Genomic DNA, 22,469 nt, shown 5'->3' on the forward strand with positions numbered 1-22,469 from the left:
GTCGCACGCCCCGCACCCCGGTCAGGGGATCACCCGCTTCGGGAGGTCAGCCCCCGTTCTGGAACCGGGCCCGCAGCCGCGGCGAGAAGCGCACCGCCGCCACGCCCAGGGCGGCGAGCAGAGCGGCCACGCCCGCGATCAGGCCGATACCGCCCGCACCGGTGCTGGCCAGACCGCCACCGCTGGTGGTCTGCGTCGAGTTGTCGTTGCCGGAACCCGCGGTCGAGCCGTCGTCGTCACCGGTGCCGCCCGTGACGCCGTCGGCGGAGCCGGACGGGCTGGGCGACGGCGAGGCCGAGGCCGACGGGTCGGACTCGACCTTCTCGACGACCTCGACTGTGAAGGTCGCGGACGCGCCGCCCCCGACCGTCGCGGTGACCGTGTACGTGCCGAGTTCCGTGCCGGCGACCAGCTCGCGCGTGACGGCCTTGCCCTCGGCGTCGGCCGTCGCCTGGACGCCGACGGCCCGGCCCCCGAACGTGGGGCCGTTCCAGCTGTCGCCCTGGACGCGGTAGTCCACCTTCGCGCCGGCGGCCGGCTTGCCGTCGTCGGTCACCAGGACCTGGAGCGCCTCGGCGAAGGGCTCGCCGGGCTCGGCCTGCTGCTTGTCACCGGCGACGACCTTCACCTCGTTCGCAAGGTTCTTGATGTGCACGGTGAAGTCGGTGGACAGGCCGCCCGGCGCCGTCGCGCGGACGGTGAAGTCGCCCTTCTTGCTGCTGCCGGTGTAGATGACCGGCGTCTGCACGCGGCCCTGGGCGTCGCTCGCCAGCACCACGGACGAGGTGTTCTCGCGCACGCCGAAGTTCAGGCCCAGCTTCTCCGGGTCGTTGATCGCGAACTTCACCGAGACGCCCTCGACCGGCTTGCCGTCCTTGTCCCGGACCACCGCGGCCATCGCGGGGACCTCGTAACCCGGCTCGACGGACTGCTCCGCGGGGGTGGCCGGGCTCAGCTCGGCGGGCGCGACGGCACCCTTCCACTGGATCACCACGCGGCCGTTGCCGCCGATGAGGTTGGCGCCGCCCTCGGCGACCCCCTCGGTCTCCGGCTCCGACGGTCCCGACCAGAACGGGTCGTCCTTCGCGGGCGCCGCGTTGCGGACACCGCCCAACACCCGCGCGTCGGTCACCCGGTCCGGGTTCGCGTAGCTGGTGCCGCCTCCGCCGCTGCCGCTGCCGTCGCCCCTCGGGTCGTCCGTGCCCGCGCCACCGCCGCCGCCCGCGTAACCGGCACCGCCGCCGCCACCGCCGGAGCTGCCCTTGCCGCCGGCACCGCCGCGGCCGCCCGCGGTGGCGTCGGCCCCCGCGGCGCCGTTGCCGGTCGCCGCGCCACCGGTGTTCTTGTCGGCGCCCTTGCCGCCGAAGGTCGACTCGGAGCCGTCCTGGCCCTTCTCGCCGCCCGCGGCACCGCCGGAACCGTAGCCCGTCGAGATGCCGCCAGCGCCGCCTCCGCCGCCGGCGATCACCAGCGCGTCGCCGCCGCTGGTGCGGATGGCGCTGCTGTTGCCGCCGGGCTCGGCCCAGCCGCCCCCGCCGGCGCCGCCCAGCGCGTCGCCGAACGCCTTGCCGACGTAGTACCCGCCGACCGCGACGGACAGCGTCTCGCCGGGCGTGACCTTCAGCGAGCCCGCGGCGTATCCGCCCGCGCCGCCGGTCGCCATGCTGCTGCCCCAGCCGCCCTGCCCCCAGGCCCGCACGTCCAGCGAGTTCACGCCGGACGGGACCTGGAAGCTCTCCTTGTCGCCGGTGAAGTCGTACAGTCGGCAGCCCGTGAAGCCCGCCGTCGGCACGCACGCCGAGCCGGCCACCGTGGTGGCGGCGGTCGCGGTGGGTGCCGAGGCCCAGCCGCCCGCGCTCAGTGTGACGAGGGCCAGGGCGGCGGCGCCGCGTCTGAGGCGGACACGGCGCAGGCCGGCGAAATCGCGAATCATCAACCACTCCATAGCTCGGGACCAGCTCCCCCCATGGGAGTTCCACAGATATGACGGTTCGGTGGAGGAAAGGTTGTACGCATGAGGCGGAAGTGACCTGCCATGCCCATTGCCCGGACATACCTCTATGACTAGCCTGTGTTCGTCATGCCGATCGTCTGTTGAAATTTCGAACACAGACGCTGAGACCACAAGGGAGGGGGCCGGTCGTGGGACGCCTGGTACCTGCGGTGACCCGAGCTCTCGACATTCTCGAGCTCTTTCTCGACGGGGACGGGACACTCTCCGCCCCCGACATAGTGCGCAGGCTGCAGCTGCCGCGCACCACCGTCCACGAGCTGGTCACCACGCTCGCCGCCCGGTCGTACATCGTCCAGGTGCCAGGACAGCCGGGACGCTACCGGCTCGGCGTACGGCCGTACCAGCTGGGCAGCCGGTACGCCGAGCAGCTCGACCTCGCCGCCGAGGGCCAGCAGGTGGCCCGCTCGGTCGCCGAGACCTGCGACGAGACCGTGCACGTGGCCATCCTGGAGGGCACCGACGTCATCTACATCGCCAAGGTGGACTCCACGCACGCCGTGCGCATGGTCTCCGCGGCGGGCCGGCGACTGCCCGCCCACTGCACCTCCGTCGGGAAGATGCTGCTGGCCTCCCTCCCCGAGCACGAGCTCTCCGCGCGTGTCCCGGAAGACGCCGATCTGGTCGCGATGACGCCCAACAGCATCACCCGGCCGGACGCCCTGCGCGAGGCCCTCGTGGAGATCCGGCAGCGCGGGGTCGCCGTGGAGCGCCGCGAGTCCAACCCGGACGTCTCCTGTGTGGCCGCGCCGGTGCAGGACCGCACCGGCCGGGTCGTCGCCGCGCTGTCCATCTCGGTGCCGATGATCCGCTGGAGCGACGAGCGCCGTGTCGAGCTGGAGCAGCTCGCCGCGAAGGGCGCCGCCGAACTGTCCGAGCGGCTCGGTCACCGGAGGATGCCGTGACCTACGCGTACGAGGTGGCGGTCCGGGCGGAGGCGACCCTCGGCGAGGGCCCGACGTGGGACGCGGCGGCCGGCCGGCTCCTCTGGATCGACATACTGGGCTCGCGGGTCAACACCTACGACCCGGTCTCGGGCCGTCGTACCTCCCGCACCACCGAACAGCACGTGGGCGCGGTCAAGCCGCGCGCGGACGGCGGCGTCGTCCTCAACCTCCGGGACGGCGTCGGCCTCCTGGACCCCGACGACACCTTCCGCTGGCTGCGCCACGAGCCCGTCCCCGGCCGCCGCGCCAACGACGCCGCCGTCGCACCCGACGGCTCCCTGTGGGCCGGAACCATGCGCTACGACGAGGCGCCCGGCGGCGGCACGCTGTCCCGGATCACCGGCGACGGCACGGCCGACGTCGTCCTCGACGACGTGGCGGTGAGCAACGGCACGGGCTGGAGCCCCGACGGCCGGCTGATGTACTACATCGACTCGCCGACCCGCCGCGTCGACGTCTTCGACTTCGCCGACGGCCGACCCCTGAACCGGCGCCCGCTGGTGGAGATCGAGGAGGGCGCGGGCTTCCCCGACGGCCTCACGGTCGACGCCGACGGCTGCGTGTGGGTGGCGCTGTGGGACGGCGGGGCGGTACGCCGCTACACGCCGGGCGGCGAACTGGAGCGCGTCATCGACCTGCCCACCCCCCGCGTGACGGCCTGCGCGTTCGGCGGCGCCGACCTGACCGACCTGTACATCACGACAGCCCGCGTGGGCTTGTCCGCGCCGCACCCGGTGGCGGGGTCGCTGCTGGTGGTGCCGGGCGTGGGGAAGGGGCTGACGCAACCGGCGTTCGCGGGCTGAGCCCCGTCGGCACCGGGCCGGTCGCGTAGCCCGGCACAGCTTGCTGCCACGCCTGACCGGCCCGGAAGCCGCCCCGGCGGCAGACAGCCCACGGCTCGAGGGGCGTCACGCCAACTCCGGCCCGCTGCGGCGGCCGCGCCTCTGCGGTGTGCGAGCAGCAGCCCAGGTGGCCGAACCGCGCGGGGCCTGGCGGCCGGCCGTTGGCGTCTCGGGTCGCAGACGGCGCGCGGCTCGAGGCGTCACGTCAATCCGGCCCGCTGCGGGGGCTGCGCTTCTGCGGTGCGGGAGGTGCCCCGGCGGCTGAACGGAGCGCGGCTTGGCGGCATGGGCTGTCCGTCGTCTCGGGTGGCAGACTGCCTGCCGCTCGAGGGGCGTCACGCCAGTCCGGCCCGCTGCGGGGCCGCGCTTCTGCGGTGCGGGAGGCATGGCCGTTGGCCGTCTTGGTGGCAGACGGTCCGCGGCCCGACGGGCGGCCCGCTGCGGGGGCCGCGCCTGGCTCGTGCGGGAGGTGCCCCGGTGGTTGCACCGCGCGCGGCCCGGCGGCATGGGCTGTCCCTCGTCTCGGCGGTGGACAGCCCGCGGTCGTGCCAGCCCGGTCGCCGACCGTGCGCGGCTCGCCGGGCCGCGGCTTGGCGAGCGTCACGCCAGGCCGGCCGCCTTTCGCTCCATCTCTGTCAGCGGTGGTCCGTTCAGCGCGGGCTTGAGCGGGCCCAGCGCCGCCGCCAGCAGCACCGACGGAGCCAGCAGCACCGCCGCCCCCCGTTCGAGCGACGTCACGTCGGTCACCCGGCGGGCGATCCGGCCGTTGCCCGTGGCCGTGTACATGAGCCGGTCGACGTACCCGGCCAGGAGCCGGTCCCTGAGCGTGGGGCCGTCCTCCGTGGCGCCCGGATAGAACACGTCCTGGCCTGTCGCGAGGTCCCAGGCCGCGCCGACCGGCCGGGCCACCACCTTCTGGACCCGCCGGGACAGTTTCGGCGCGCCCCATCCCTGACGCCGTACCACGTTCCGCAGGATCAGCGCGCTCTGCGCGCCGACCGCCAGGCCGTGACCGTAGAGCGGGTTGAACGCGGCCAGGGCGTCGCCGAGGACGGTGAAGTTCTCGGGCCAGACCGGCATCCGCTCGAAGAAATGGCGGCGGTTGAGGGTCGTGCGGGTGACCGACACGTCGGACAGCGGCTCGGCCTGCTCCAGCAGTTCGCCGATCACCGGGTGCCGCAGCTCCTCGCGGGCGAACCGCACGAAGTCCTCGCCCGCGGCGGAGGGTTCGCCGCCGCGGGTGCCGTTCAGGGTGACGATCCACCGGCCGTTCTCGATGGGCAGCAGGAAGCCCGCCCGGCCCGGGACCCCGTCCCGGAGGTCGGGCTGCACGTTGACGACCGGGTAGCCGTCCCGGGCAGGTTCCGGCGCGAGGTAGAGACGGCTGGCGTACACCAGCCCGGAGTCGACCTCGCGGCGCTCCGCCTCGGGCAGCCCGAGGGCCGTGAGCCACCGGGAGGCCCCGGAGCCGCGGCCCGTGGCGTCGACGACCAGGCCGGCCTCGACGACCCGTTCGCCCTCGTCGCGCACGCGCACCCGCACCCCGGTGACGGCAGCCGCCGTACCCACGAGACCCAACACCTCGGCCCCGTCGACCAGTTGGATCCGCTCGTCCGTGAGGACCTGCGCGCGGATCGTCGCGTCCAGCAGGTCACGGCCGGCCAGGATCACGTGGTGGGACTCGGGCCAGCGCCGGAACCAGCCCTGCGAGCCCAGGACGACCATGTCCGTGGTGACCGGCGCCCGGCGCGCCCCGGCCGCCCGGAGTGCCCCGGTGACACCCGGCAGCAGCTCCTCCACCGCCCGCACGCCGCCCGACCACAGCATGTGGGCGTGCCTTGCCTGCGGCAGACCCTTGCGGGGCTCGGCACCCTCGGGCAGTACGTCGCGTTCGACGACGACGACCCGGTCGGCGAACTCCGCCAGTGCGCGTGCCGCGAGCATGCCCGTGTGGGAGCCCCCCAGGACGACGGCGGTTCTCGCGGGGGTGGGTGGTTCAGTCATGCGCGGACACGCTCTCTGCCGGGGCGGCGGCGCGGGTGCGCACCGCCAGGATGTCGTCGGGGCTGCGGAGGGCTTCGGAGACGGCCTGGATCTCCCGCAGCAGATACGTGGTGTCCGGCTCGGAGGGCTGCTCGTCGCGGGCGGCGTCCGGCGCCGCCTCCGCGGACCGCTCACCCGAGACGGCGTCCACGATCGTCACGGCGGCGGCGAGGGCCTGTGCCCGGCCGCGCTCGAAGCCGAGGGCGACGGCGGCGTCGTAGGACCGGGTGCGCAGGTCCTCGTCGAGGTGCCGGGCCAGGTGGAGCAGCCCGTCGCGGATGAACGTCTCGCGGCGGATCAGGCGCAGTTCGGCGGTGGCGCGCAGCGTGAAGGGCTCGCGGCCGCCCGTCGCGGTCCGCATCAGCAGGTAGAGGGGCCGCAGGCGCCGGTGGCGGTCCCGCAGGCGCCAGCGCTCCTGAAGGTACTGGCCGGCGTGCGGGACGATGAAGCCGACCGCGACCAGGGTGGCGGCGACGCAGGCCGCCGACGGCGCCACGTTGGTGGACAGCCAGTCCAGGTCGTGGCCGGTCCAGCGGGCGATCACGGCGGTGAGCTTGGCCGCGGCGAAGAACAGGTTCGTCGTGAAGCCGACACCCAGCAGTCTCAGCCCCCAGCGCAGCCAGGCGTCGAGGCCGTCGGTGCGGATCCAGTTCCAGACGAGCCGGGCCGTGACCGTGGAGGCGACCGTGTGCGCGGTCAGGTAGAGCACGATCTGCTCGCGCATGAACGGCGTGTTGGCGTAGTACGTGTCCAGGTCCCGCAGCCGCTCCACGGGGGTGTCCGCGAGCGCGAAGAGCACCCACAGGGCGACGATCACCCCCGCGTAGACGGAGACGACCCAACGGGTGGCGCGGCGGGTGCGGTGCGCGCGGTCGGTGAGGCCGTTGCGCCAGGCGATGATCAGCAGCAACCAGGACGCGCAGAGCGTGGTGAGCAGGGAGTACACCCAGGGCGACGAGATGTTCGGGACGCCGGTGACCCGGTTGGTCCAGGCGATGGTGCCCGGGGCGGCGAACACGAACACCGCGCAGGCGAACAGCAGCAGGCCGCCGACGGCACGCAGCAGCGGGTCCCGCCACATCTTGACGATGCTGGGCAGCTTGATCGCCAGGGCGGCGGTCAGGACCGCGGTCGGGAGCCAGAAGGAGATGTGCACCCCGCCGAGGAGACGGGACGGGTCCAGCGCGAGAGCTGCCGGGCCCGCCGCCAGGTGCGGGGACACCGGTGCGAAGGCGGTGATCACCGCGCCGTACCTCCGCGTCCGCGGTAGCCCATGGACCGCTGCACCGGGTCGAGGGGCGCGCCCGGGTCCCCGTCGCGGGAGAGCAGGGGCCGGAAGACGGCGGCCAGGCGGTGGCCGAAGTCGTCGGCCTCGGACTCGTCCCGCTGCCGGGAGCCGTCACGGGCGGCCACGGTCAGGGCCACGTCCTTCCAGCCGGGCTGCTCGGCCAGGGCGTGCGCCGCCGCCGTACCGGCCACGTGGTGGTGGGTGTGCGCGGCGTTCATGTGCCACAACTCGTGTCCGAGGATGACCAGTTGCTGCATGGCCTCGGCCCGTTCCTCGACGATGACGAGGTCGAAGTCCTGGAACTCCACCCACAGGCCGGTGACTTCGATCTCGTCGGGGAACCGCTCGAAGCGCAGTTCGAGGGGCCGGCCGCCGCGGCGGGCGCTCATCTCCTCGCACAGCGCGGCGCACAACTCGCGGACGTCGGAGGGGGGACGGGGTCTGGCGCGCAGGGCGGTGGCGAGGTCGGCCGCCAGGCCCCGCATCGTGGCGCCGCGCCGCGAACTCCGCAGCGCCGCGGCGATCCGGGACGCAGTCCTTCGCGCGCCCGCGATGTCCATCGCTCCCCCTTCTCACCGCCGTTCGGCGGCCCGTCCGAGATTACGCGCCCGGAACTGTCCGCGTCATGCGATCCCGCGACCGTTGTTCAACGGGGAACGATCACTTTCCGAAAGCCTTACCCGCCGCTTTTCGATACCGCTCATTTCTGTCCGACCCATTGACGCGCAAGCGCTTCGAACCTACGGTCCCGTTCGAAGTTACGGGCACCATTCGGCATACCGAACACAGTGAGGGCGGGGAATGGGACAACCTGGCCTGAATCGCAGGCAACTTCTGGCCGCTGCGGGCGGCCTGACGGTCGCGGGCAGCCTCGGCTTCGCGGCCCTCGGCACCGGCGCCGACGCACTCGCCTCCAGCGCCCGCACCCGCGTGCGCTACTGGAACCTCTTCAGCGGCGGCGACGGCGCCAACCAGGTCACCATGGTCGACGCCTTCCGCAAGGCGAACCCGGAGATCGCCGTCAAGGCCTCCACGCTCACCTGGGGCGGCCCCTACTACACCAAGCTCGCCATGGCCGCCGCCGGCAACCGCGCACCGGAACTCGCCGTCATGCACCAGGGCCGCGTGCCCGGCTTCGCGCCCGGCCGCCTCCTGGACCCCTGGGACATGGACCTGCTCGCCAAGTACGGCGTCCGCGAGTCCGACTTCAACCCCGTGCTGTGGCAACGCGGCATCGTGGACGGCAAGTTGTACGCCCTGCCCCTCGACATCCACGTCCAGCTGAACTTCTACCGCAAGGACGTGTGCGAGAAGGCCGGACTCCTCGACGCCGACGGCAGGCTGCCCGCCGCCGGCTCCACCGACGAGTGGTTCGAGATCCTCAAGGCGGCCAAGGGACGGCTGAGGAACGGTCAGCAGACCCTCGGCCTGCACGCCAACGACCAGAACTTCGCCTGGTGGTTCTTCGTCGCCTTCTACCAGCAGTTGGCCGGAACCTACTTCGACGACGACCGCACCGACGTCACCTTCGACACCGACAAGGCCACCGAGGTCCTGGAGTTCTTCCGCAAGCACGTCACCGACGGCTATGTGAACCCCGGTGAGACGGACGCCGAAGCCTTCCTCGGAGGATCGCCGTTCGTGTGGGAGGGCAACTGGTCGGTGCCGTACTTCAACGGCGAGAAGCTCCAGTACGGCGCTCAGCCGCTGCCCCCGGTCTTCGGCACCCCGGCCACGCACGCCGAGTCGCACTCCTTCGTGCTGCCCCACCAGTCCGACCGCGGCGGCGCCGCCAACGAGGCCGCGCACCTGCTCGCCGCCTACATGGTCACCCACGCCACCGCCTGGGCGGCCGGCGGTCACGTCCCCGCCTACCTCCCCACCTTCAAGGACCGGGCGTACCTCGAACTCGCCCCGCAGAACGAGTACTCCAGACCGGCCATGGACCACCCGGCCACCGAACCCCGCGTCTGGTTCGCCGGCTCCACCGGCATCCTCGCCCAGCGCGTCGGCCCGATCATCGCCGCCTCCAACCTCGGCTCCGCCAAACCGGACACCGCGGCCCGCCGGATGAAGTCGGCCCTGGAGCAACTGCTCGCCATGAAGAACCCGATGGACGGCCGCACCGCCGCCGAGGAGCTCACGGTCACGGGAGGCGCCGCATGAGCAGCACCACGACCACCCTCGCGCCCGCCCTGCGCCCCCGCACGGCCACCGCCGCCGAGTCCGCCCGGGTCCGCTGGGGCCGCCGCTTCCAGCACGGCGGCTGGTTCGTCGCCCCGTTCCTGATCCTCTACGGCCTCTTCGTCATCGTGCCGGTCGCCCGCGGCCTCTACCTCAGCCTGACCGACGCCAACATCTCCGGCGACCACACCAGCTTCATCGGCCTCGACAACTACCGGGAGGCACTGAAGGACGACCTCGTCTGGTCGTCGCTGTGGCACAGCGTCCAGTTCACCCTGTACGTCGTCCCGGCGATCGTCGTCGTGGCCCTCCTGATGGCGTTGATCGCCCACCACACCGTGCACTTCAAGTGGCTGTGGCGGCTCTGCTTCTTCGCGCCCTTCCTGCTGCCGTCGGCCGTCATCGGCAACCTGTGGTGGTGGCTGTTCCAGCCCGTCAACGGCATGGTCAACCACGTCCTCGGCCTGGAAACCCCCTGGCTCACCCAGAAGTCCACCGCCATGCTCGCCGTGGTCATCGCGACCCTGTGGTGGACGGTCGGCTTCTCGTTCCTCCTCTACCTGGCGGCCCTCCAGGCCATCCCCCACCACCTCTACGAGGCCGCCGAGCTGGACGGGGCGGGCGCCTTCCAGCGCCTGGCCCACATCACCGTGCCCAACCTGCGCAACATCACCGGCCTGGTCCTCGCCCTGCAGATCCTCGCCTCACTCCAGGTCTTCGACCAGGCCGTCGTGATGTACCAGTTCGGCCCGGGCCCCGAGGAGTCGACGCGCACCTTCGTCCAGTACACCCTCGAACAGGGCTTCACCAGCTACCGCGTGGGCTACGCCTCCGCGATCTCCTTCATCCTGTTCCTCATCATCGCCGTGGTCGCCCTCGGTCGGATGTGGCTGCTGCGCAACCGCGAGGAGGGAACCTCCCGATGACGACGCCGACTCCTGTCGTACGCAAGCCCCGAAGCACCTGGACGCCGGCACAGATCGCCCTGACGATCGTCGCCCTGGCCCTGTCCGCGGTCTGGGTCGCCCCGATGGTCTGGGCCCTGTCGACGTCCCTGAAGAGCCCCACCGAGTCGGTGATGTCCCCGCACTGGATCCCGGACGACCTCACCTTCGAGGCCTGGAAGGGCGTCATCGACGCGGGCAACATCCCCAACTGGTTCGTGAACTCCGTCGTCGTCTCCGTCTGCGTCACGTTCATCGTGCTGCTCACCGCCTCGCTCGCGGCCTACGGCTTCGCGCGCACCGAGTTCCGCGGCAAGTCCGCCCTGATGGCCCTCACGATGGCGGGCCTGATGTTCTCCCCGGCGATCCTCGGCGTCCCGCTCTTCACCACCGTGCAGGCGCTCGGGATGGTCGACACCTACTGGGGCATGATCCTCCCGCAGTGCGCGCCGGCCGCGATGGTCTACATCCTCTACAAGTTCTTCCAGTCGCTGCCGCGGGAACTGGAGGAGGCCGCCTTCATCGACGGCGCCGGCCGCTGGCGGATCTTCTTCACCATCGTCCTGCCCCTGTCCAAGCCGTCGCTGTCGGCCGTCGGGATCTTCACCTTCATCGCGTCCTGGAACAACTTCATCTGGCCCTACATGGTGACCAACAACCCCGACCTGATGACCATGCCGAACGGCATCGCCACCGTGCAGAACGCCTTCGGCATCGTCTGGCCCCAGCTCATGGCCGGCGGCCTCCTCGCGGGCCTTCCGCTGATCGTCGTGTTCGTCTTCTTCCAGAGCCAGATCGTGCGGGGCGTGGCCCACACGGGTCTGGCGGGTCAGTAAGGAGCCCTGGTGCCGAAGCGCTTCAGACTCGCGGCCCTGCTCGCCGCGGCCGTGGTCGCCCTGCTGCCGAACACGGCCCGCGCCGACGTGACGTACCCGGACCCGCAGACCGTCACCGGCCAGCAGATCATCCACGACCCGACCGTCATCCGCCTCAGGTCCGGCGGCTACGTCGCCTATTCGACCGGCGGTGTGATCGGCGCCCGCGTCTCCGCGGACCGGGTCCACTGGGACGACGCGGGCAACGCCTTCGCCGAGCCGCCGAGCTGGTGGTACGAGTACAACGACACCGGCGACCCCTGGGCCCCCGACATCTCCTACCGGGCGGGCAGGTACTGGCTCTACTACGCCGTCTCCTCCTGGGGCACCAACCACTCCGCGATCGGCGTCGCCACCTCCCCGACCGGCCTCCCCGGCACCTGGACCGACCACGGCAAGGTCTTCACCTCCGAGACGACCGACACCTGGAACGCCATCGACCCGGCGATCGTCCGGGCGGACGGCCGGCTGTGGATGTCGTTCGGCTCGTACTGGACGGGCATCCGGATGGTCGAGCTGAACCCGAGGACGGGCAAGGCGGTGCCGGACACCACGGTCCACCACCTGGCCACCCGCCCCGACGCGCCGTACGCCGTCGAGGGCCCCTACATCGTCAAGCACGGCCGCCACTACTACCTCTTCGCCTCGTACGACGCCTGTTGCTCCGGCGTGAACTCGACGTACAAGATCAGGGTGGCCAGGTCGACGAAGGTGACGGGCCCGTACGTCGACAGCACGGGCAAGCCCATGCTGGAGGGCGGCGGCGACCTGCTCCTCGCCGGCCACGGCAGATACGTGGGACCAGGAGGCCAGTCGGTGTTCACCGACCGAGGCCGGGCCTGGCTGGCGTACCACTACTACGACGCAGAGGACAACGGCACACCGAAGCTGGGGCTGAACAAGCTGAACTGGACAAAGGACGGCTGGCCCAAGCTGTCTTAGGGGCGCGGGGCTGCGTCAATTTGCGGCTCCGCCGCGTGGGCGCGACCAGCCACACACGACCCGCACCCGGCGACGAGACGGAACCACCCCGAAAGGACCCCATGAGCACGACCGCCCGCTTCACCCTCGACCCCGCCTTCACCGTCGGCGAGGTGAACCCCCGCCTCTTCGGCTCCTTCGTCGAACACCTCGGCCGCTGCGTCTACACCGGCATCTTCGAACCGGGCCACCCCTTGGCCGACGAGGACGGCATCCGCACCGACGTCCTGGACCTGGTCCGCGAACTCGGCGCGACGGCCATCCGCTATCCCGGCGGCAACTTCGTCTCCGGCTACAAGTGGGAGGACTCCGTCGGCCCGGCGGAGGACCGCCCCCGCCGCCTGGACCTGGCCTGGCACTCCACCGAGACGAACCGCTTCGGCCTCTCCGAGTACATCGCCTTCCTCCGCAAGCTCGGCCCGCAGGCCGAACCCATGATGGCCGTCAACCTCGGCACCCGCGGCGTCGCCGAGGCCCTGGAACTCCAGGAGTACGCCAACCACACCTCCGGCACCGCCCTCGCCGAGCAGCGCATCGCCCACGGCGACAAGGACCCCTTCGGCATCAGGCTGTGGTGCCTGGGCAACGAGATGGACGGCCCCTGGCAGACCGGCCACAAGACGGCCGAGGAGTACGGCCGGATCGCCGCGGAGACGGCCCGTGCGATGCGCCAGATCGACCCGAGCGTGGAACTGGTCGCCTGCGGCTCCTCCAGCCAGAGCATGCCGACCTTCGCCGAGTGGGAGGCGACGGTCCTCAAGGAGGCGTACGACCTCGTCGACTACATCTCCCTGCACGCCTACTACTGGCCGGAGAACGGCGACGTCGACTCCTTCCTCGCCTCCGCCGTCGACATGGAGTCCTTCATCGACAACGTCGTCGCGACCGCCGACCACGTGGGCGCGACGCTCAAGTCGAAGAAGCGGATCAACCTGTCCTTCGACGAGTGGAACGTCTGGTACCTGCCCGAGTGGGAGGAGCACGCGAAGACCTTCCAACAGGACGACTGGCCCGAGGCCCCGCGCCTGCTGGAGGACAACTACAGCGTCACGGACGCGGTCGTCTTCGGCTCACTGCTCATCGCCCTCCTCCGGCACGCCGACCGCGTCACCGTCGCCTGTCTCGCCCAGCTCGTCAACGTCATCGCCCCGATCATGACCGAGCCTGGCGGCCCGGCCTGGCGGCAGACGACGTTCTTCCCGTTCGCGCAGGCCTCGAAGTACGGCCGGGGCCAGGTACTCGACGTGCGGGTCGACTCGCCGAAGTACGAGACGAAGAAGTACGGCGAGACCGACCTCCTGCACGCCACCGCGGTGCGCGCGGAGGACGGCACGGTCACCGTCTTCGCGGTCAACCGCAGCCGGTCCGACGCGCTGCCTCTCGAAGTCGCCCTGAGCGGCCTCGACCTGTCCTCGGTCGTCGAGCACAGCGCCCTCGCGGACACCGACCCGGACGCCCGCAACACGCTCGACGACCCCGAGCGCGTCGCCCCGCACCCGGTCGAGGGCACGGCCCTGACGGACGGCACGCTGACCGCCGTACTGGAACCGCTGTCCTGGAACGTGATCCGGCTGGCGTAGGACGCACAGCACTCGGGTCGTCAGCGGCCGGGGGAGTCCACCGGTGTCACCGGCACTCCTCCGGCCGCCGCTCCGAGCAGCGTCAGGCGTACGTCCCGCAGGCCCGACGGTGTGGTCCCGTCGGACAGGACCGCCAGGGCGAGGGTGTTGGTGCCACGTGTGCGCAGGATCCCGTTCGGCAGGACGAAGGTGTGCTGCGGGCCCACGTCGTTGATGTACTGGCCCATGTTCCAGCCGTTGAGGAAGATCTGGACACGGTAGGCCCGGTCCGGGTCGTCGTCGAGGGTGAGCCCGATCGAGGCGTCGGTCCCGGCGTCGACGGCCAGCCGGAAGGTCTTCCGGTACCAGGTGACGCCCTGGCCGTGGTCGGCGTGCGGGAGGTCCACCCGCTTCCACTCGCCGTCCGCGAACCCGGGCAGGTGCCAGCCCTCCCGCTCCCCGAACAGCCCGCCGTTGTTCAGCGGCCCGCGCACCGGGTCGGGCTCGCCCGCGCCCTGCAGCCGCCAGCTCACCTCCGGCTTCGGAGAGGTCCCCTCGAAGGTGACCGCCGTGAGACCGCGCGCCACCTTGTGCGCGTCGTCCGCCGCACCGTCCTGGTCGTGCTGCATGCGGCGGACGAGGACGGACAGGACGTGGGTGTCGGCGCCCCCCACGCGGAGCTTCTCGCGGAGCTTTCGGGAGAGGGTGAAGGTGGCCGTCTCCGCCCAGCTGCCCTGCCCCACGGTGTCCTTGTCCGGCACCGGCATGCGGTGCGTGCCCAGCGGTGTCCCGTCCAGCCAGGCCATCAGCAGGCCCTGCGTGCCCGTGCTGTACGAGAGGGAGACCGATTCGACACCGGATGCGCCGGTGAAGCGTCCCCGGTACCAGACGTCGCCGTAGTGGAAGCCGTAGTCGTCCGCGAAGAGGACGGGCTGTCCCGCGGGCACGGGCGTGATGCTGAACGACGTCTTCTTGTCGGCGACCTTCCACGCCGAGTCGTCGAAGTCCGGCTCGGACTCGGGGTCCTCCGTGCGTCGCCGCCAGCCGGAGTCCAGGGCGGGCAGCGCGACCGGGCCCACGCCGGGCAGCAGTCGCTCGGCCAGCAGGCTGCCGGTGACGCTGAGCCGGGTGCGCAACGGGCGCCGGTTCCAGGTGACTTCGCCGGTACCGCGCGGTCCCCACACCTCCAGGCCGGTCTCGCCCTTCGTGTCGCCGGTCACGTGCACCGTGCCGCCGCGCACGGTCACGTCGCGCACCAGCGCCGGGCCGTACACCAGCACCGTGCCCGACGGGGTGTCGTACGGCCACAGCCGCAGGGCCGTCGCCTCGTCGGCGAAGAGCAGCAGCAGCGGCCGTTCGGTCCCGGCGGCCTCGACCCTGACCCGGGTCAGCCCGCCGATGCCGAGGGGCGCGGTCACCCGCAGCAGACCGCGGTCGTAGATCCACGCGGCCTCGGTGTCCAGCCGCGTCGCCTCCACGTCCTGCGCGCTCTCCAGCGCGATCTGCGCCATGTCGCCGTACCGCCCCGCGAAGAGGGCGATGTCCTGCCGTCCCGCCGTGAGGCAGAACATGGGCTGCACGGTGGTGTACCGCAACTTCCGGCGTCCCAGGGCCAGTTCGGTGGTCAGCAGCAGCGCGTCCCGGGCCGGGACGGTGAACGCCACCTCGATCCCGGCGTCCGGCATGGTCGAGGAGATGTCCTCGTCGGTGTCGTTGCGCACGACGTAGACATGGGAGCCGGTGTCGGGATTGGTGAGGTGGTACACCTTCAGCCGGTCGTCCGTCGCCCTCACCTGCGGGGCCCGGTCCAGCTTCGCGAAGTCCGGGACGCGTTGCAGCAGATGCCCGAGCTGGTGCATCGGCGCCAGCTTGGAGGTGGGGTTGCGTCCCTCGTCGATGGCCGCCCCGTAGTCGTACGACGTGTAGACGGCCGGCGCGGGCAGCCAGCCCCAGGAGGTGCCGCCGAAGGTCATGTAGACGTTGTTCAGCGTGATGCCGTTGGCGAGGTTGGTGAGGTGGAAGCGCCGCTCGTACGCCGCGTCCCGGGTCCGCCGCGCCTCGGCGTACCCCTTGCCCCGGAAGGTGGAACCGCCCCACGGATCGAACCAGCCCCCGCCGAACTCGGGAAGGAAACCGGGCGTCCTCGGGCTGGCGGTGGCCCCGCCCTGGCTGCCGCCGACGCCGAAGTGCCCCCAGTCCGGCGGCACTCGGGCGGGATCGGGATACCCGTCGAAGCCGTACAGCCAGCGCCCCGTCTCGCCCCCGCTGTCGAACGACCCGGGAATCCAACTGCCGTTCCTGCCCTTGTCGTTGTGGAACAGCGGTACGTCGATCCCGTCGGCCCGCACCTTCTTGTACAGGTGGGACATGTACTCCCGCCCGATCGGGTCGCCGGTGAAGGAGTCGTACTCGTTCTCGATCTGGTAGAGCAGGACCGTGCCCGTGCCCCGGGTGAACTGGTGCCGGGCGGCGATCGCGTTCACCTCGGTCAGCCACTCGTCGGCGTACTTCAGGTAGGCCGGGTCGGAGGTGCGGGCCCGGCCCCCGGTCGCCGTGAGCCAGCCGGGGAAGCCGCCGCCGTCGACCTCCGCGTTGATGTACGGGCCCGGGCGCAGGACGACGTACAGGCCGGTCTCCGCGGCCGTGCGCAGGAACAGGTCGAGGTCGCGGACGCCCGTGAAGTCGTACTCGCCGGGCGCGGGGGAGTGGTAGTTCCAGGCGACGTACGCGCTGACCGCGTTGTACCCGTGCGCGCGCATCTTCTGCAGGACGTCCCGCCACAGCGAGGGGCTCGGCAGCCGGAACGGGTGCATCTCGCCCGACCACAGCACGAGCCGTCTGCCGTCGACGAGCAGCGAGTACCGGTCGAAGCCGACCGAGTGGCGGCGGCGGTCGGCGGCCGGCGGGCCCGGGGCGGGCCCCGTGGGCACGCTGCGGGACACGGGGGCGTTCGTCGCGAAGCCGCCGCTGCCGTTCAGCGCGAGGCCGAGCGCCGTGGTGCCGGCGAGGGCGCTGAAAGTACGTCTGCTGAGCCCCAAGGGAGCGCCTCCTGTTGTGCTGGTCGTCCGCGACCGGGGGTGCTGGGTCATTCTGTACGGTCGGACGCCGCACAATTGTCGTATGAGGATCTCTGCGCGGGCGGACTACGCGGTACGGGCGGTGCTGGAGCTCGCCGTACGACAGGACGGCGGACCGGTGAAGGCGGAGACCGTCGCGGCCGTCCAGGGCATTCCGCACAAGTTCCTGGAAGGCATCCTCGGCGACCTGCGGCGCGGCGGCATCGTCGACAGCCGGCGCGGCGGGGGCGGCGGTTACCGGCTGGCCCGCGAGGCCACCGCGATCACGGTCGCCGACGTCATCCGCGCAGTCGACGGGCCCATCGTGTCGGTGCGCGGCGAACGGCCCACCGGCCTCGCGTACACCGGATCGGCCCAGCCCCTGCTGCCGCTGTGGATCGCGCTGCGCGCCAACGTCCGCAGGATCCTGGAGGGCGTCACCATCGCCGACATCGCGGCGGACGCCCTGCCCGAGCCGGTACAGCGGTTGGCGGCCGAACCGGCCGCCTGGGAGAACCCCTGAGCCCGTGAGCGCTCCGCATTCGGGTCTCAGGTTCCACCCAGAATGACGACCCGGGGTCACGTCCCGTTCATCCCCACTCACCCAGTAGGAAACCCAGGAAGCCCAGGAAGCCCAGGAAGCCCAGGAAGCCCAGGAAGCCCAGGAAAACCGGGAAACCCGGGAAGCCCGGGAAACGACGGGACGACCCCTGCGCACGCTGCTTCTGCTCGCCCTCGCGGGCCTCGGCGCCCGGCGCGTGGACGGCAGCCTCGGCATGGCCCACGGCGTCACCTCCACCACCCTGCTGCCGGCGCCGGGCACCAAGGTGTGAACGGGTCGGGGTGAATGGCCGGAGTTCGACCTGTCCGTGACAGGTCGGGGCTCCCTACGATGCGATCGCCCCGCGTCTCCACAGCAACTGCACAGAGTCTCCACAGGGTTGGAATCCGGAGCCGGGGCGCATCCACCCCCCACCGATCCCACCGAAAGGGAGAGACAGTGGCCACTGGCCTGCTCCTGGGTGGCGCGATCACCGCGCTCCTCACCGCCGCACTGCCCGCGCAAAGCCCGTCCTCCGGGTTCGAGGACCCGCCCCCGGACAAGATCGTCATCAAGGTCGCCACGGTGAACGGCTCCGGCTGTCCGCAGGGCACGGCCGCGGTGGCCGTCTCCGAGGACAACACCGCCTTCACTGTGACCTACAGCGACTACCTCGCCCAGGCCGGCGGCAACTCGGACCCCACGGCCTTCCGCAAGAACTGCCAGCTCAACCTGCTCGTCCACGTCCCGCAGGGCTTCACGTACGCCGTCGCCAGCGCGGACTACCGCGGCTTCGCCGCACTCCAGTCCGGGGCGAGCGCCGTCCAGAGAGCCTCGTACTACTTCCAGGGCTCGTCGAGCACGGTGTACAAGAGCCACCCCTTCACCGGCCCCCTCAACGACAACTGGCAGGCCACCGACACGACGGACTGGGCCCAACTGGTCTGGGCGCCCTGCGGAGTCCAGCGCAACTTCAACATCAACACCGAGCTCCGCGTGACGGCCGGCAGCCAGGCGCCGGGCAAGGTCAGCTTCATGACGATGGACTCGACGGATGGCGACATCAGCACGGTGTACCACCTGGCGTGGAAGGAGTGCCCGGAGTCGTGACGAGGTGCCGCGGTGGCCCCGTGAGCGGCGGGGCCACCGCGGTCGGTCCGTGACGTGCGTGAGGAGGTCGGCCCAGGCGGCGCCTCGACGTTCCTCCGGACCCTCGGGCCCTGGGGGACCGCACGTCCGGCGTACCGTCCCCCAGGGCACCTTGGGGCGGGCAGTCGCGTCAGTTCTGCTCGACGCCCAGGGTGAGCGAGCCGGCGTAGCCGGCGGAGGGTGAGCTGCCCAGGGCGGTGAGGGTGAGGAGGCCGGACGCGGCGCCTCCCTCGTCGTAGATGGAGTCCTGGGCGAGGGTGGTGCGGGGGACCGTGTTGGCAGAGTACGGCGCGAGGGCGCCGACCCGGACCGTGACCGTCTCGTCGAAGAAGAGCTGCCCGGTGTGCAGTTCCTGGCCGCCGGTGAACGAGCCGTCCGAGGTCAGGGTGACGTCCGTGTGCACCTTGATGTGGATGTGGACGCAGCGGCCGCGGTACCAGCCCGGGTAGACGGTCGTGATGCTCGCGACGCCGCTGGAGTTCGTCAGCACGCCGCCGCGCAGGAAGGTGCCGTTGTCGGGCTCGTCGTGGCCGTTGTTGCCGACGAAACCGGAGTACTCGCCGAGCGCGTCGCAGTGCCAGATCTCGACGAGGGCGTCGCCCAGGGGGACGCAGGTGTCGTCGTCGACGACGGTGAGTGTCAGCCGGAGGGGGAAGCCGGTCTTGTCCTCGCTGATGTCGGAGCGGACGTACTGTCCGTCGAGGTAGTAGGGGCCTTCGGTCATCTCCTTCGTGAGGGTGCAGACCGCCGCGGCGGCGGCAGGGACCGCGGCGGCCGGGTCGGTGGCGGGGGCCTCGGGGGCCGCGCCCACGGCCAGGGTCGCGGCGGTCGCGCCGGTGGCGATCAGCACGGTGCGGCGCCGGACGAGGGCTGCTTCTGCTCTGCTGTTCGGAGAGGTGTCTGTCATGAACACGGCACCGTAGAAGCGGATCCTGTCTGCCTGCTGTCAGTCGGGTAAAGCGACAATCCGTCAAGTCCCTTGCGAGACAGCCCGTCGGGACGGGTGGGGCGAGGTAGCGTGGCGACCTAAAGGGATGAAACAGGTCAAAAGCTTCGAAGGGTTTCGCATGGGAGTACGAATGAGGCTGACCGGACGCGTCGAACAGCGCATCGCCAAGGACTTCCCCGGCCGCGACGGCCGGGTCGTGGAGGAACTCCTCGCCGAACTCGTCCACCACCTCACCGAGCGCGGCGACGGCGAGGACAAGGAACGCATCGCCGCCGCGACCCTCCTGTGCAGCCACGGCCGCATGGACCGTCTCCTCGACGCCCTGCAGCTGGCCAAGGAGGACTGGCGCGATGTGCTGGTGGGGGCGGGGCTGGCGGACGCGGGCTGGAGGGAGCGGTTGGAGGCGGATTTCGGTCCGGGGGCGTGAGGAGGGCCTCGCCGCGGTCGTGACAGAGGAGGTTCTGTACCCGGGGAGCGACTACTGGGGCTGCGCGGACCATTGACGCGCAAGGGGTTCGATTCTACGGTCCGTCCGAAGTTCTGATCGGTGATCGAAATACCGAACGGACCGTATCCCCCCGCAAGGAGGCCTCGCGTGAGCCGCACCTCCCGTACGTCCCGCAGAACCGCACTCCTCGCCGTCCCCGCCGCCGTCCTGCTCGCCCTCATACCGAGCAGCGCGTCCGCGTACCCCAATCCCGGCCGGGTCACCGGCGACGTGGTCGTGCACGACCCGACGATGATCCGCACCTCCGCCGGCCGCTACCTGCTGTACGGCACCGGCGGCGGCCTCGACTACAAGACCTCCACCGACCGGACCGCCTTCACCGGCGGTGCCGACGCCTTCTCCGCCAAGCCGGGCTGGTGGTCGTCGTACGCCACCGAGGCCTGGGCGCCCGACATCTCCTACCAGGGCGGCAAGTACCTCATGTACTACGCCGTCTCGACCTTCGGCTCGAACAGGTCCGCCATCGGACTGGCGACCTCGACGACCGGGCTGCCCGGCTCCTGGACCGACCAGGGCACCGTCTACACCTCCACCACCTCCAGCGACTACAACGCCATCGACCCGAACCTCTTCGTGGACGGCGACGGCAAGTGGTGGCTGTCCTTCGGCAGTTGGTGGACCGGGATCAAGATGATCCAGATCAACCCCGCCACCGGCAAGCAGCTCTCCTCCAACACCACCCGCTACTCGCTCGCCTCCCGCCCCACCGGGACCAAGGCCGTCGAAGCCCCGTACATCGTCAAGCGGGGCGGCTACTACTACCTCTTCGCCTCGTACGACACCTGCTGCGCCGGCACGAGCTCGACGTACAAGGTCAAGGTCGGCCGGGCCACCGGTGTCACCGGGCCGTACTACGACAAGAACGGCGTCTCGATGACGAACAACGGCGGGACGCCCGTGCTGGAGACCCACGGCAGCGTCATCGGCCCCGGCGGCCAGTCGATCATGAACGACTCCGACGGGGACCTGATCGTCTACCACTACTACGACGGCAACGACAACGGGACGCCCAAGCTGGGCGTCAACCTACTGAACTGGAGCACCGGATGGCCCGTCGCATACTGACCCTGCTGGCAGCCCTGCTGCTGGCCCTGTCGCTCGGACAGTCGTCCGCGAGCGCGGCGTCGTTCACCAACGCGATCAAGACGCAGAAGGGCGCCGACCCCTGGATCTCGTTCTACAACGGCAACTACTACATGGTGACGACCAGTTGGACCGACGTCATCACCCTGCGCAAGTCGGCCACCCTCGCCGGTCTGGCCACCGCGCCCAGCGTCCAGGTGTGGAAGGGCGACGCCGCCTCCCCGGGCTTCAACACCTGGGCGCCCGAGCTCCACTTCCTCAACGGCCGCTGGTACCTGTACTACGTCGCCGGACAGAACGTCTCCGACTACAACCCGACGCAGCGCACCCACGTCCTGGAGAGCGCGGGCTCGGATCCGATGGGCCCGTACACCTACAAGAACCAGCTCAACTCCGCCTGGATGCTGGACCCGACGGTCGCCACCATCAACGGGCAGCTGTACCTGTTCGGCAGCGCGAGCGGAGGAGGCACACAGAACCTCGTCGCGGCGCGGATGTCCAACCCGTACACCCTCGCCACCGGCTTCTCCACCATCTCCACGCCGACCAACTCCTGGGAGAGGTCCGGCGGTACGGTCAACGAAGGGCCGGAGATCCTCCAGCGCGGCGGGAAGACGTTCCTGATCTACTCGGCGAGCGGCTGCTGGACCCCCGACTACAAGCTCGGCCAGCTCACCCTCACCGGCTCCGATCCGCTCGCCGCGTCCTCCTGGACGAAGAAGTCCACCCCCGTGTTCCAGCGGAACGACGCGGCCGGGGTCTACGGGCCGGGCCACAACGGCTTCTTCACCTCGCCGGACGGCACCGAGAACTGGATCGTCTACCACGCCAACGACTCCGCCTCCGACGGCTGCGACAACGGGCGTACGACCCGGGCGCAGAAGTTCACCTGGAACGCGGACGGCACGCCGAACCTCGGTACGCCGGTCGCGCTCGGGGCGAGCATGACCGGACCGTCCGGTGAGCCGTCCGCCGCCTCGACGACGTACACCATCAGCAACCGCAACAGCGGCAAGTGCCTGGACGTCGCCGGGAGTTCGACGGCCGACGGTGCCAATGTCCAGCAGTACACGTGCAGCGGCGGCAACAACCAGAAGTGGCGGATCGAGGACCAGGGTGACGACACCAGCCGGCTCGTCAACGTGGCCACCGGCAAGGTGCTCGACACCGCCGACTGCTCGTCCGCCGACGGTGCCGACCTGCGGCAGTGGTCCTGGCTGAACAACACCTGCCAGCGGTTCCGGTTCCTGGCCACCGACAGCGGCTACGTCCGCATCGTGAACCAGGCCACCGGCAAGGTCGCCGACGTCGCGAACTGCTCCACCGCGGACTCGGCCGACGTGCGGCAGTGGTCGTGGCTGAACAACGCCTGCCAGCAGTGGAGGCTGAACCCGGTTTAAGGCAGCCCCCAGGGGCGGTTTCTCGCCCCCGCCGCCCCTTCCCGTCCCGTCCTTCTGGGGCTCCGCCCCAGCCCCCGCTCCTCAAACGCCGGAGGGGCTGAAATCAGCC

The 22,469-nt window shown here is 71.1% G+C and carries 19 protein-coding genes; 12 read left to right on the forward strand and 7 right to left on the reverse strand.

Annotated features, from left to right (window positions below):
* Window positions 1-46: 46 nt before the first annotated feature.
* Window positions 47-1,933 carry a hypothetical protein gene (locus tag ACFWWR_RS31340; protein ID WP_384306735.1) on the reverse strand — a complete coding sequence of 629 codons (1,887 nt, stop codon included), beginning with the start codon at window positions 1,931-1,933 and terminating at the stop codon, window positions 47-49.
* Window positions 1,934-2,142: 209 nt separating this feature from the next.
* Between ACFWWR_RS31340 and ACFWWR_RS31345 the strand changes: the two genes are divergently transcribed.
* The gene (locus tag ACFWWR_RS31345) at window positions 2,143-2,916 is read left to right on the forward strand and encodes an IclR family transcriptional regulator (RefSeq protein ID WP_383868669.1); all 774 of its coding nucleotides are present in this window, start codon (window positions 2,143-2,145) and stop codon (window positions 2,914-2,916) included.
* A complete protein-coding gene (locus ACFWWR_RS31350) occupies window positions 2,913-3,761 on the forward strand; it encodes an SMP-30/gluconolactonase/LRE family protein (protein ID WP_384306737.1) in 849 nt (282 codons plus the stop codon). The genes ACFWWR_RS31345 and ACFWWR_RS31350 overlap by 4 nt, the downstream gene beginning before the upstream one ends.
* A gap of 639 nt (window positions 3,762-4,400) precedes the next feature.
* Here the strand turns inward: ACFWWR_RS31350 and ACFWWR_RS31355 are convergent.
* The 3 genes from ACFWWR_RS31355 to ACFWWR_RS31365 are packed head-to-tail and all read right to left on the reverse strand — an operon-like array spanning window position 4,401 to window position 7,691.
* Window positions 4,401-5,804, reverse strand: coding sequence for an NAD(P)/FAD-dependent oxidoreductase (locus tag ACFWWR_RS31355; RefSeq protein ID WP_384306740.1), 1,404 nt, complete (start codon window positions 5,802-5,804; stop codon window positions 4,401-4,403).
* A complete protein-coding gene (locus tag ACFWWR_RS31360; RefSeq protein WP_383868734.1) occupies window positions 5,797-7,053 on the reverse strand; it encodes an MAB_1171c family putative transporter in 1,257 nt (418 codons plus the stop codon). The genes ACFWWR_RS31355 and ACFWWR_RS31360 overlap by 8 nt, the downstream gene beginning before the upstream one ends.
* Before the next feature lie 29 nt (window positions 7,054-7,082).
* Window positions 7,083-7,691, reverse strand: coding sequence for a toxin-antitoxin system, toxin component family protein (locus ACFWWR_RS31365; protein WP_383868677.1), 609 nt, complete (start codon window positions 7,689-7,691; stop codon window positions 7,083-7,085).
* Between the two features lie 241 nt (window positions 7,692-7,932).
* Here ACFWWR_RS31365 and ACFWWR_RS31370 point away from each other — a divergent pair, with 241 nt between their 5' ends.
* The 5 genes from ACFWWR_RS31370 (at window position 7,933) to ACFWWR_RS31390 (ending at window position 13,695) form a co-directional block, all read left to right on the forward strand.
* The gene (locus tag ACFWWR_RS31370) at window positions 7,933-9,297 is read left to right on the forward strand and encodes an extracellular solute-binding protein (RefSeq protein WP_383868680.1); all 1,365 of its coding nucleotides are present in this window, start codon (window positions 7,933-7,935) and stop codon (window positions 9,295-9,297) included.
* Window positions 9,294-10,241 (forward strand): carbohydrate ABC transporter permease, encoded by a 948-nt coding sequence (locus tag ACFWWR_RS31375; protein ID WP_384306743.1) that lies wholly within the window; start codon window positions 9,294-9,296, stop codon window positions 10,239-10,241. The genes ACFWWR_RS31370 and ACFWWR_RS31375 overlap by 4 nt, the downstream gene beginning before the upstream one ends.
* Window positions 10,238-11,095: a carbohydrate ABC transporter permease gene (locus ACFWWR_RS31380; protein ID WP_383868687.1), complete on the forward strand. Its 858-nt coding sequence runs from the start codon at window positions 10,238-10,240 to the stop codon at window positions 11,093-11,095. The genes ACFWWR_RS31375 and ACFWWR_RS31380 overlap by 4 nt, the downstream gene beginning before the upstream one ends.
* A 9-nt stretch (window positions 11,096-11,104) precedes the next feature.
* Window positions 11,105-12,076: an arabinan endo-1,5-alpha-L-arabinosidase gene (locus ACFWWR_RS31385; RefSeq protein WP_384306745.1), complete on the forward strand. Its 972-nt coding sequence runs from the start codon at window positions 11,105-11,107 to the stop codon at window positions 12,074-12,076.
* Window positions 12,077-12,177: 101 nt separating this feature from the next.
* Window positions 12,178-13,695, forward strand: coding sequence for an alpha-N-arabinofuranosidase (locus tag ACFWWR_RS31390; RefSeq protein ID WP_383868692.1), 1,518 nt, complete (start codon window positions 12,178-12,180; stop codon window positions 13,693-13,695).
* Between the two features lie 20 nt (window positions 13,696-13,715).
* Here the strand turns inward: ACFWWR_RS31390 and ACFWWR_RS31395 are convergent, their stop codons facing one another.
* Complete coding sequence (locus ACFWWR_RS31395) at window positions 13,716-16,712, reverse strand: beta-galactosidase (protein ID WP_384306748.1); 2,997 nt, start codon at window positions 16,710-16,712, stop codon at window positions 13,716-13,718.
* 82 nt (window positions 16,713-16,794) lie between these two features.
* On the opposite strand from ACFWWR_RS31395, the gene ACFWWR_RS31400 reads away from it, so the two are divergent.
* Window positions 16,795-17,253 (forward strand): RrF2 family transcriptional regulator, encoded by a 459-nt coding sequence (locus ACFWWR_RS31400; RefSeq protein WP_383868697.1) that lies wholly within the window; start codon window positions 16,795-16,797, stop codon window positions 17,251-17,253.
* 67 nt (window positions 17,254-17,320) lie between these two features.
* Here ACFWWR_RS31400 and ACFWWR_RS31405 read toward each other — a convergent pair whose 3' ends face one another.
* The gene (locus ACFWWR_RS31405; RefSeq protein WP_384306751.1) at window positions 17,321-17,515 is read right to left on the reverse strand and encodes a hypothetical protein; all 195 of its coding nucleotides are present in this window, start codon (window positions 17,513-17,515) and stop codon (window positions 17,321-17,323) included.
* Window positions 17,516-17,730: 215 nt separating this feature from the next.
* Here ACFWWR_RS31405 and ACFWWR_RS31410 point away from each other — a divergent pair, with 215 nt between their 5' ends.
* Window positions 17,731-18,381, forward strand: coding sequence for a DUF4360 domain-containing protein (locus ACFWWR_RS31410; RefSeq protein WP_383868703.1), 651 nt, complete (start codon window positions 17,731-17,733; stop codon window positions 18,379-18,381).
* Between the two features lie 169 nt (window positions 18,382-18,550).
* On the opposite strand, the gene ACFWWR_RS31415 is transcribed toward ACFWWR_RS31410, so the two are convergent.
* Entirely contained in the window at window positions 18,551-19,327 is a 777-nt protein-coding gene (locus ACFWWR_RS31415) for an intradiol ring-cleavage dioxygenase (RefSeq protein WP_383868706.1), read from the reverse strand.
* Between the two features lie 160 nt (window positions 19,328-19,487).
* Between ACFWWR_RS31415 and ACFWWR_RS31420 the strand changes: the two genes are divergently transcribed.
* The 3 genes from ACFWWR_RS31420 to ACFWWR_RS31430 all read left to right on the forward strand — a co-directional run bounded on the left by ACFWWR_RS31420 (window position 19,488) and on the right by ACFWWR_RS31430 (window position 22,360).
* Window positions 19,488-19,796, forward strand: coding sequence for a hypothetical protein (locus tag ACFWWR_RS31420; RefSeq protein WP_384306753.1), 309 nt, complete (start codon window positions 19,488-19,490; stop codon window positions 19,794-19,796).
* Window positions 19,797-19,964: 168 nt separating this feature from the next.
* Window positions 19,965-20,942 (forward strand): arabinan endo-1,5-alpha-L-arabinosidase, encoded by a 978-nt coding sequence (locus tag ACFWWR_RS31425; RefSeq protein WP_383868712.1) that lies wholly within the window; start codon window positions 19,965-19,967, stop codon window positions 20,940-20,942.
* The gene (locus ACFWWR_RS31430) at window positions 20,924-22,360 is read left to right on the forward strand and encodes a family 43 glycosylhydrolase (protein ID WP_383868715.1); all 1,437 of its coding nucleotides are present in this window, start codon (window positions 20,924-20,926) and stop codon (window positions 22,358-22,360) included. The genes ACFWWR_RS31425 and ACFWWR_RS31430 overlap by 19 nt, the downstream gene beginning before the upstream one ends.
* Window positions 22,361-22,469: the final 109 nt, after the last annotated feature.

Origin of the sequence: Streptomyces sp. NPDC058678 (genome assembly GCF_042714835.1) — a bacterium.
Classification (GTDB): Bacteria; Actinomycetota; Actinomycetes; order Streptomycetales; family Streptomycetaceae; genus Streptomyces.

What these genes read in the sequence shown, in the direction of transcription:
- ACFWWR_RS31340 (WP_384306735.1), bottom strand. Translation starts at nt 1,933, where the DNA reads ATGATTCGCGATTTCGCCGGCCTGCGCCGTGTCCGCCTCAGACGCGGC.
- ACFWWR_RS31355 (WP_384306740.1), bottom strand. Translation starts at nt 5,804, where the DNA reads ATGACTGAACCACCCACCCCCGCGAGAACCGCCGTCGTCCTGGGGGGC.
- ACFWWR_RS31365 (WP_383868677.1), bottom strand. Translation starts at nt 7,691, where the DNA reads ATGGACATCGCGGGCGCGCGAAGGACTGCGTCCCGGATCGCCGCGGCG.
- ACFWWR_RS31370 (WP_383868680.1), top strand. Translation starts at nt 7,933, where the DNA reads ATGGGACAACCTGGCCTGAATCGCAGGCAACTTCTGGCCGCTGCGGGC.
- ACFWWR_RS31375 (WP_384306743.1), top strand. Translation starts at nt 9,294, where the DNA reads ATGAGCAGCACCACGACCACCCTCGCGCCCGCCCTGCGCCCCCGCACG.
- ACFWWR_RS31380 (WP_383868687.1), top strand. Translation starts at nt 10,238, where the DNA reads ATGACGACGCCGACTCCTGTCGTACGCAAGCCCCGAAGCACCTGGACG.
- ACFWWR_RS31390 (WP_383868692.1), top strand. Translation starts at nt 12,178, where the DNA reads ATGAGCACGACCGCCCGCTTCACCCTCGACCCCGCCTTCACCGTCGGC.
- ACFWWR_RS31400 (WP_383868697.1), top strand. Translation starts at nt 16,795, where the DNA reads ATGAGGATCTCTGCGCGGGCGGACTACGCGGTACGGGCGGTGCTGGAG.
- ACFWWR_RS31415 (WP_383868706.1), bottom strand. Translation starts at nt 19,327, where the DNA reads ATGACAGACACCTCTCCGAACAGCAGAGCAGAAGCAGCCCTCGTCCGG.
- ACFWWR_RS31420 (WP_384306753.1), top strand. Translation starts at nt 19,488, where the DNA reads ATGGGAGTACGAATGAGGCTGACCGGACGCGTCGAACAGCGCATCGCC.
- ACFWWR_RS31430 (WP_383868715.1), top strand. Translation starts at nt 20,924, where the DNA reads ATGGCCCGTCGCATACTGACCCTGCTGGCAGCCCTGCTGCTGGCCCTG.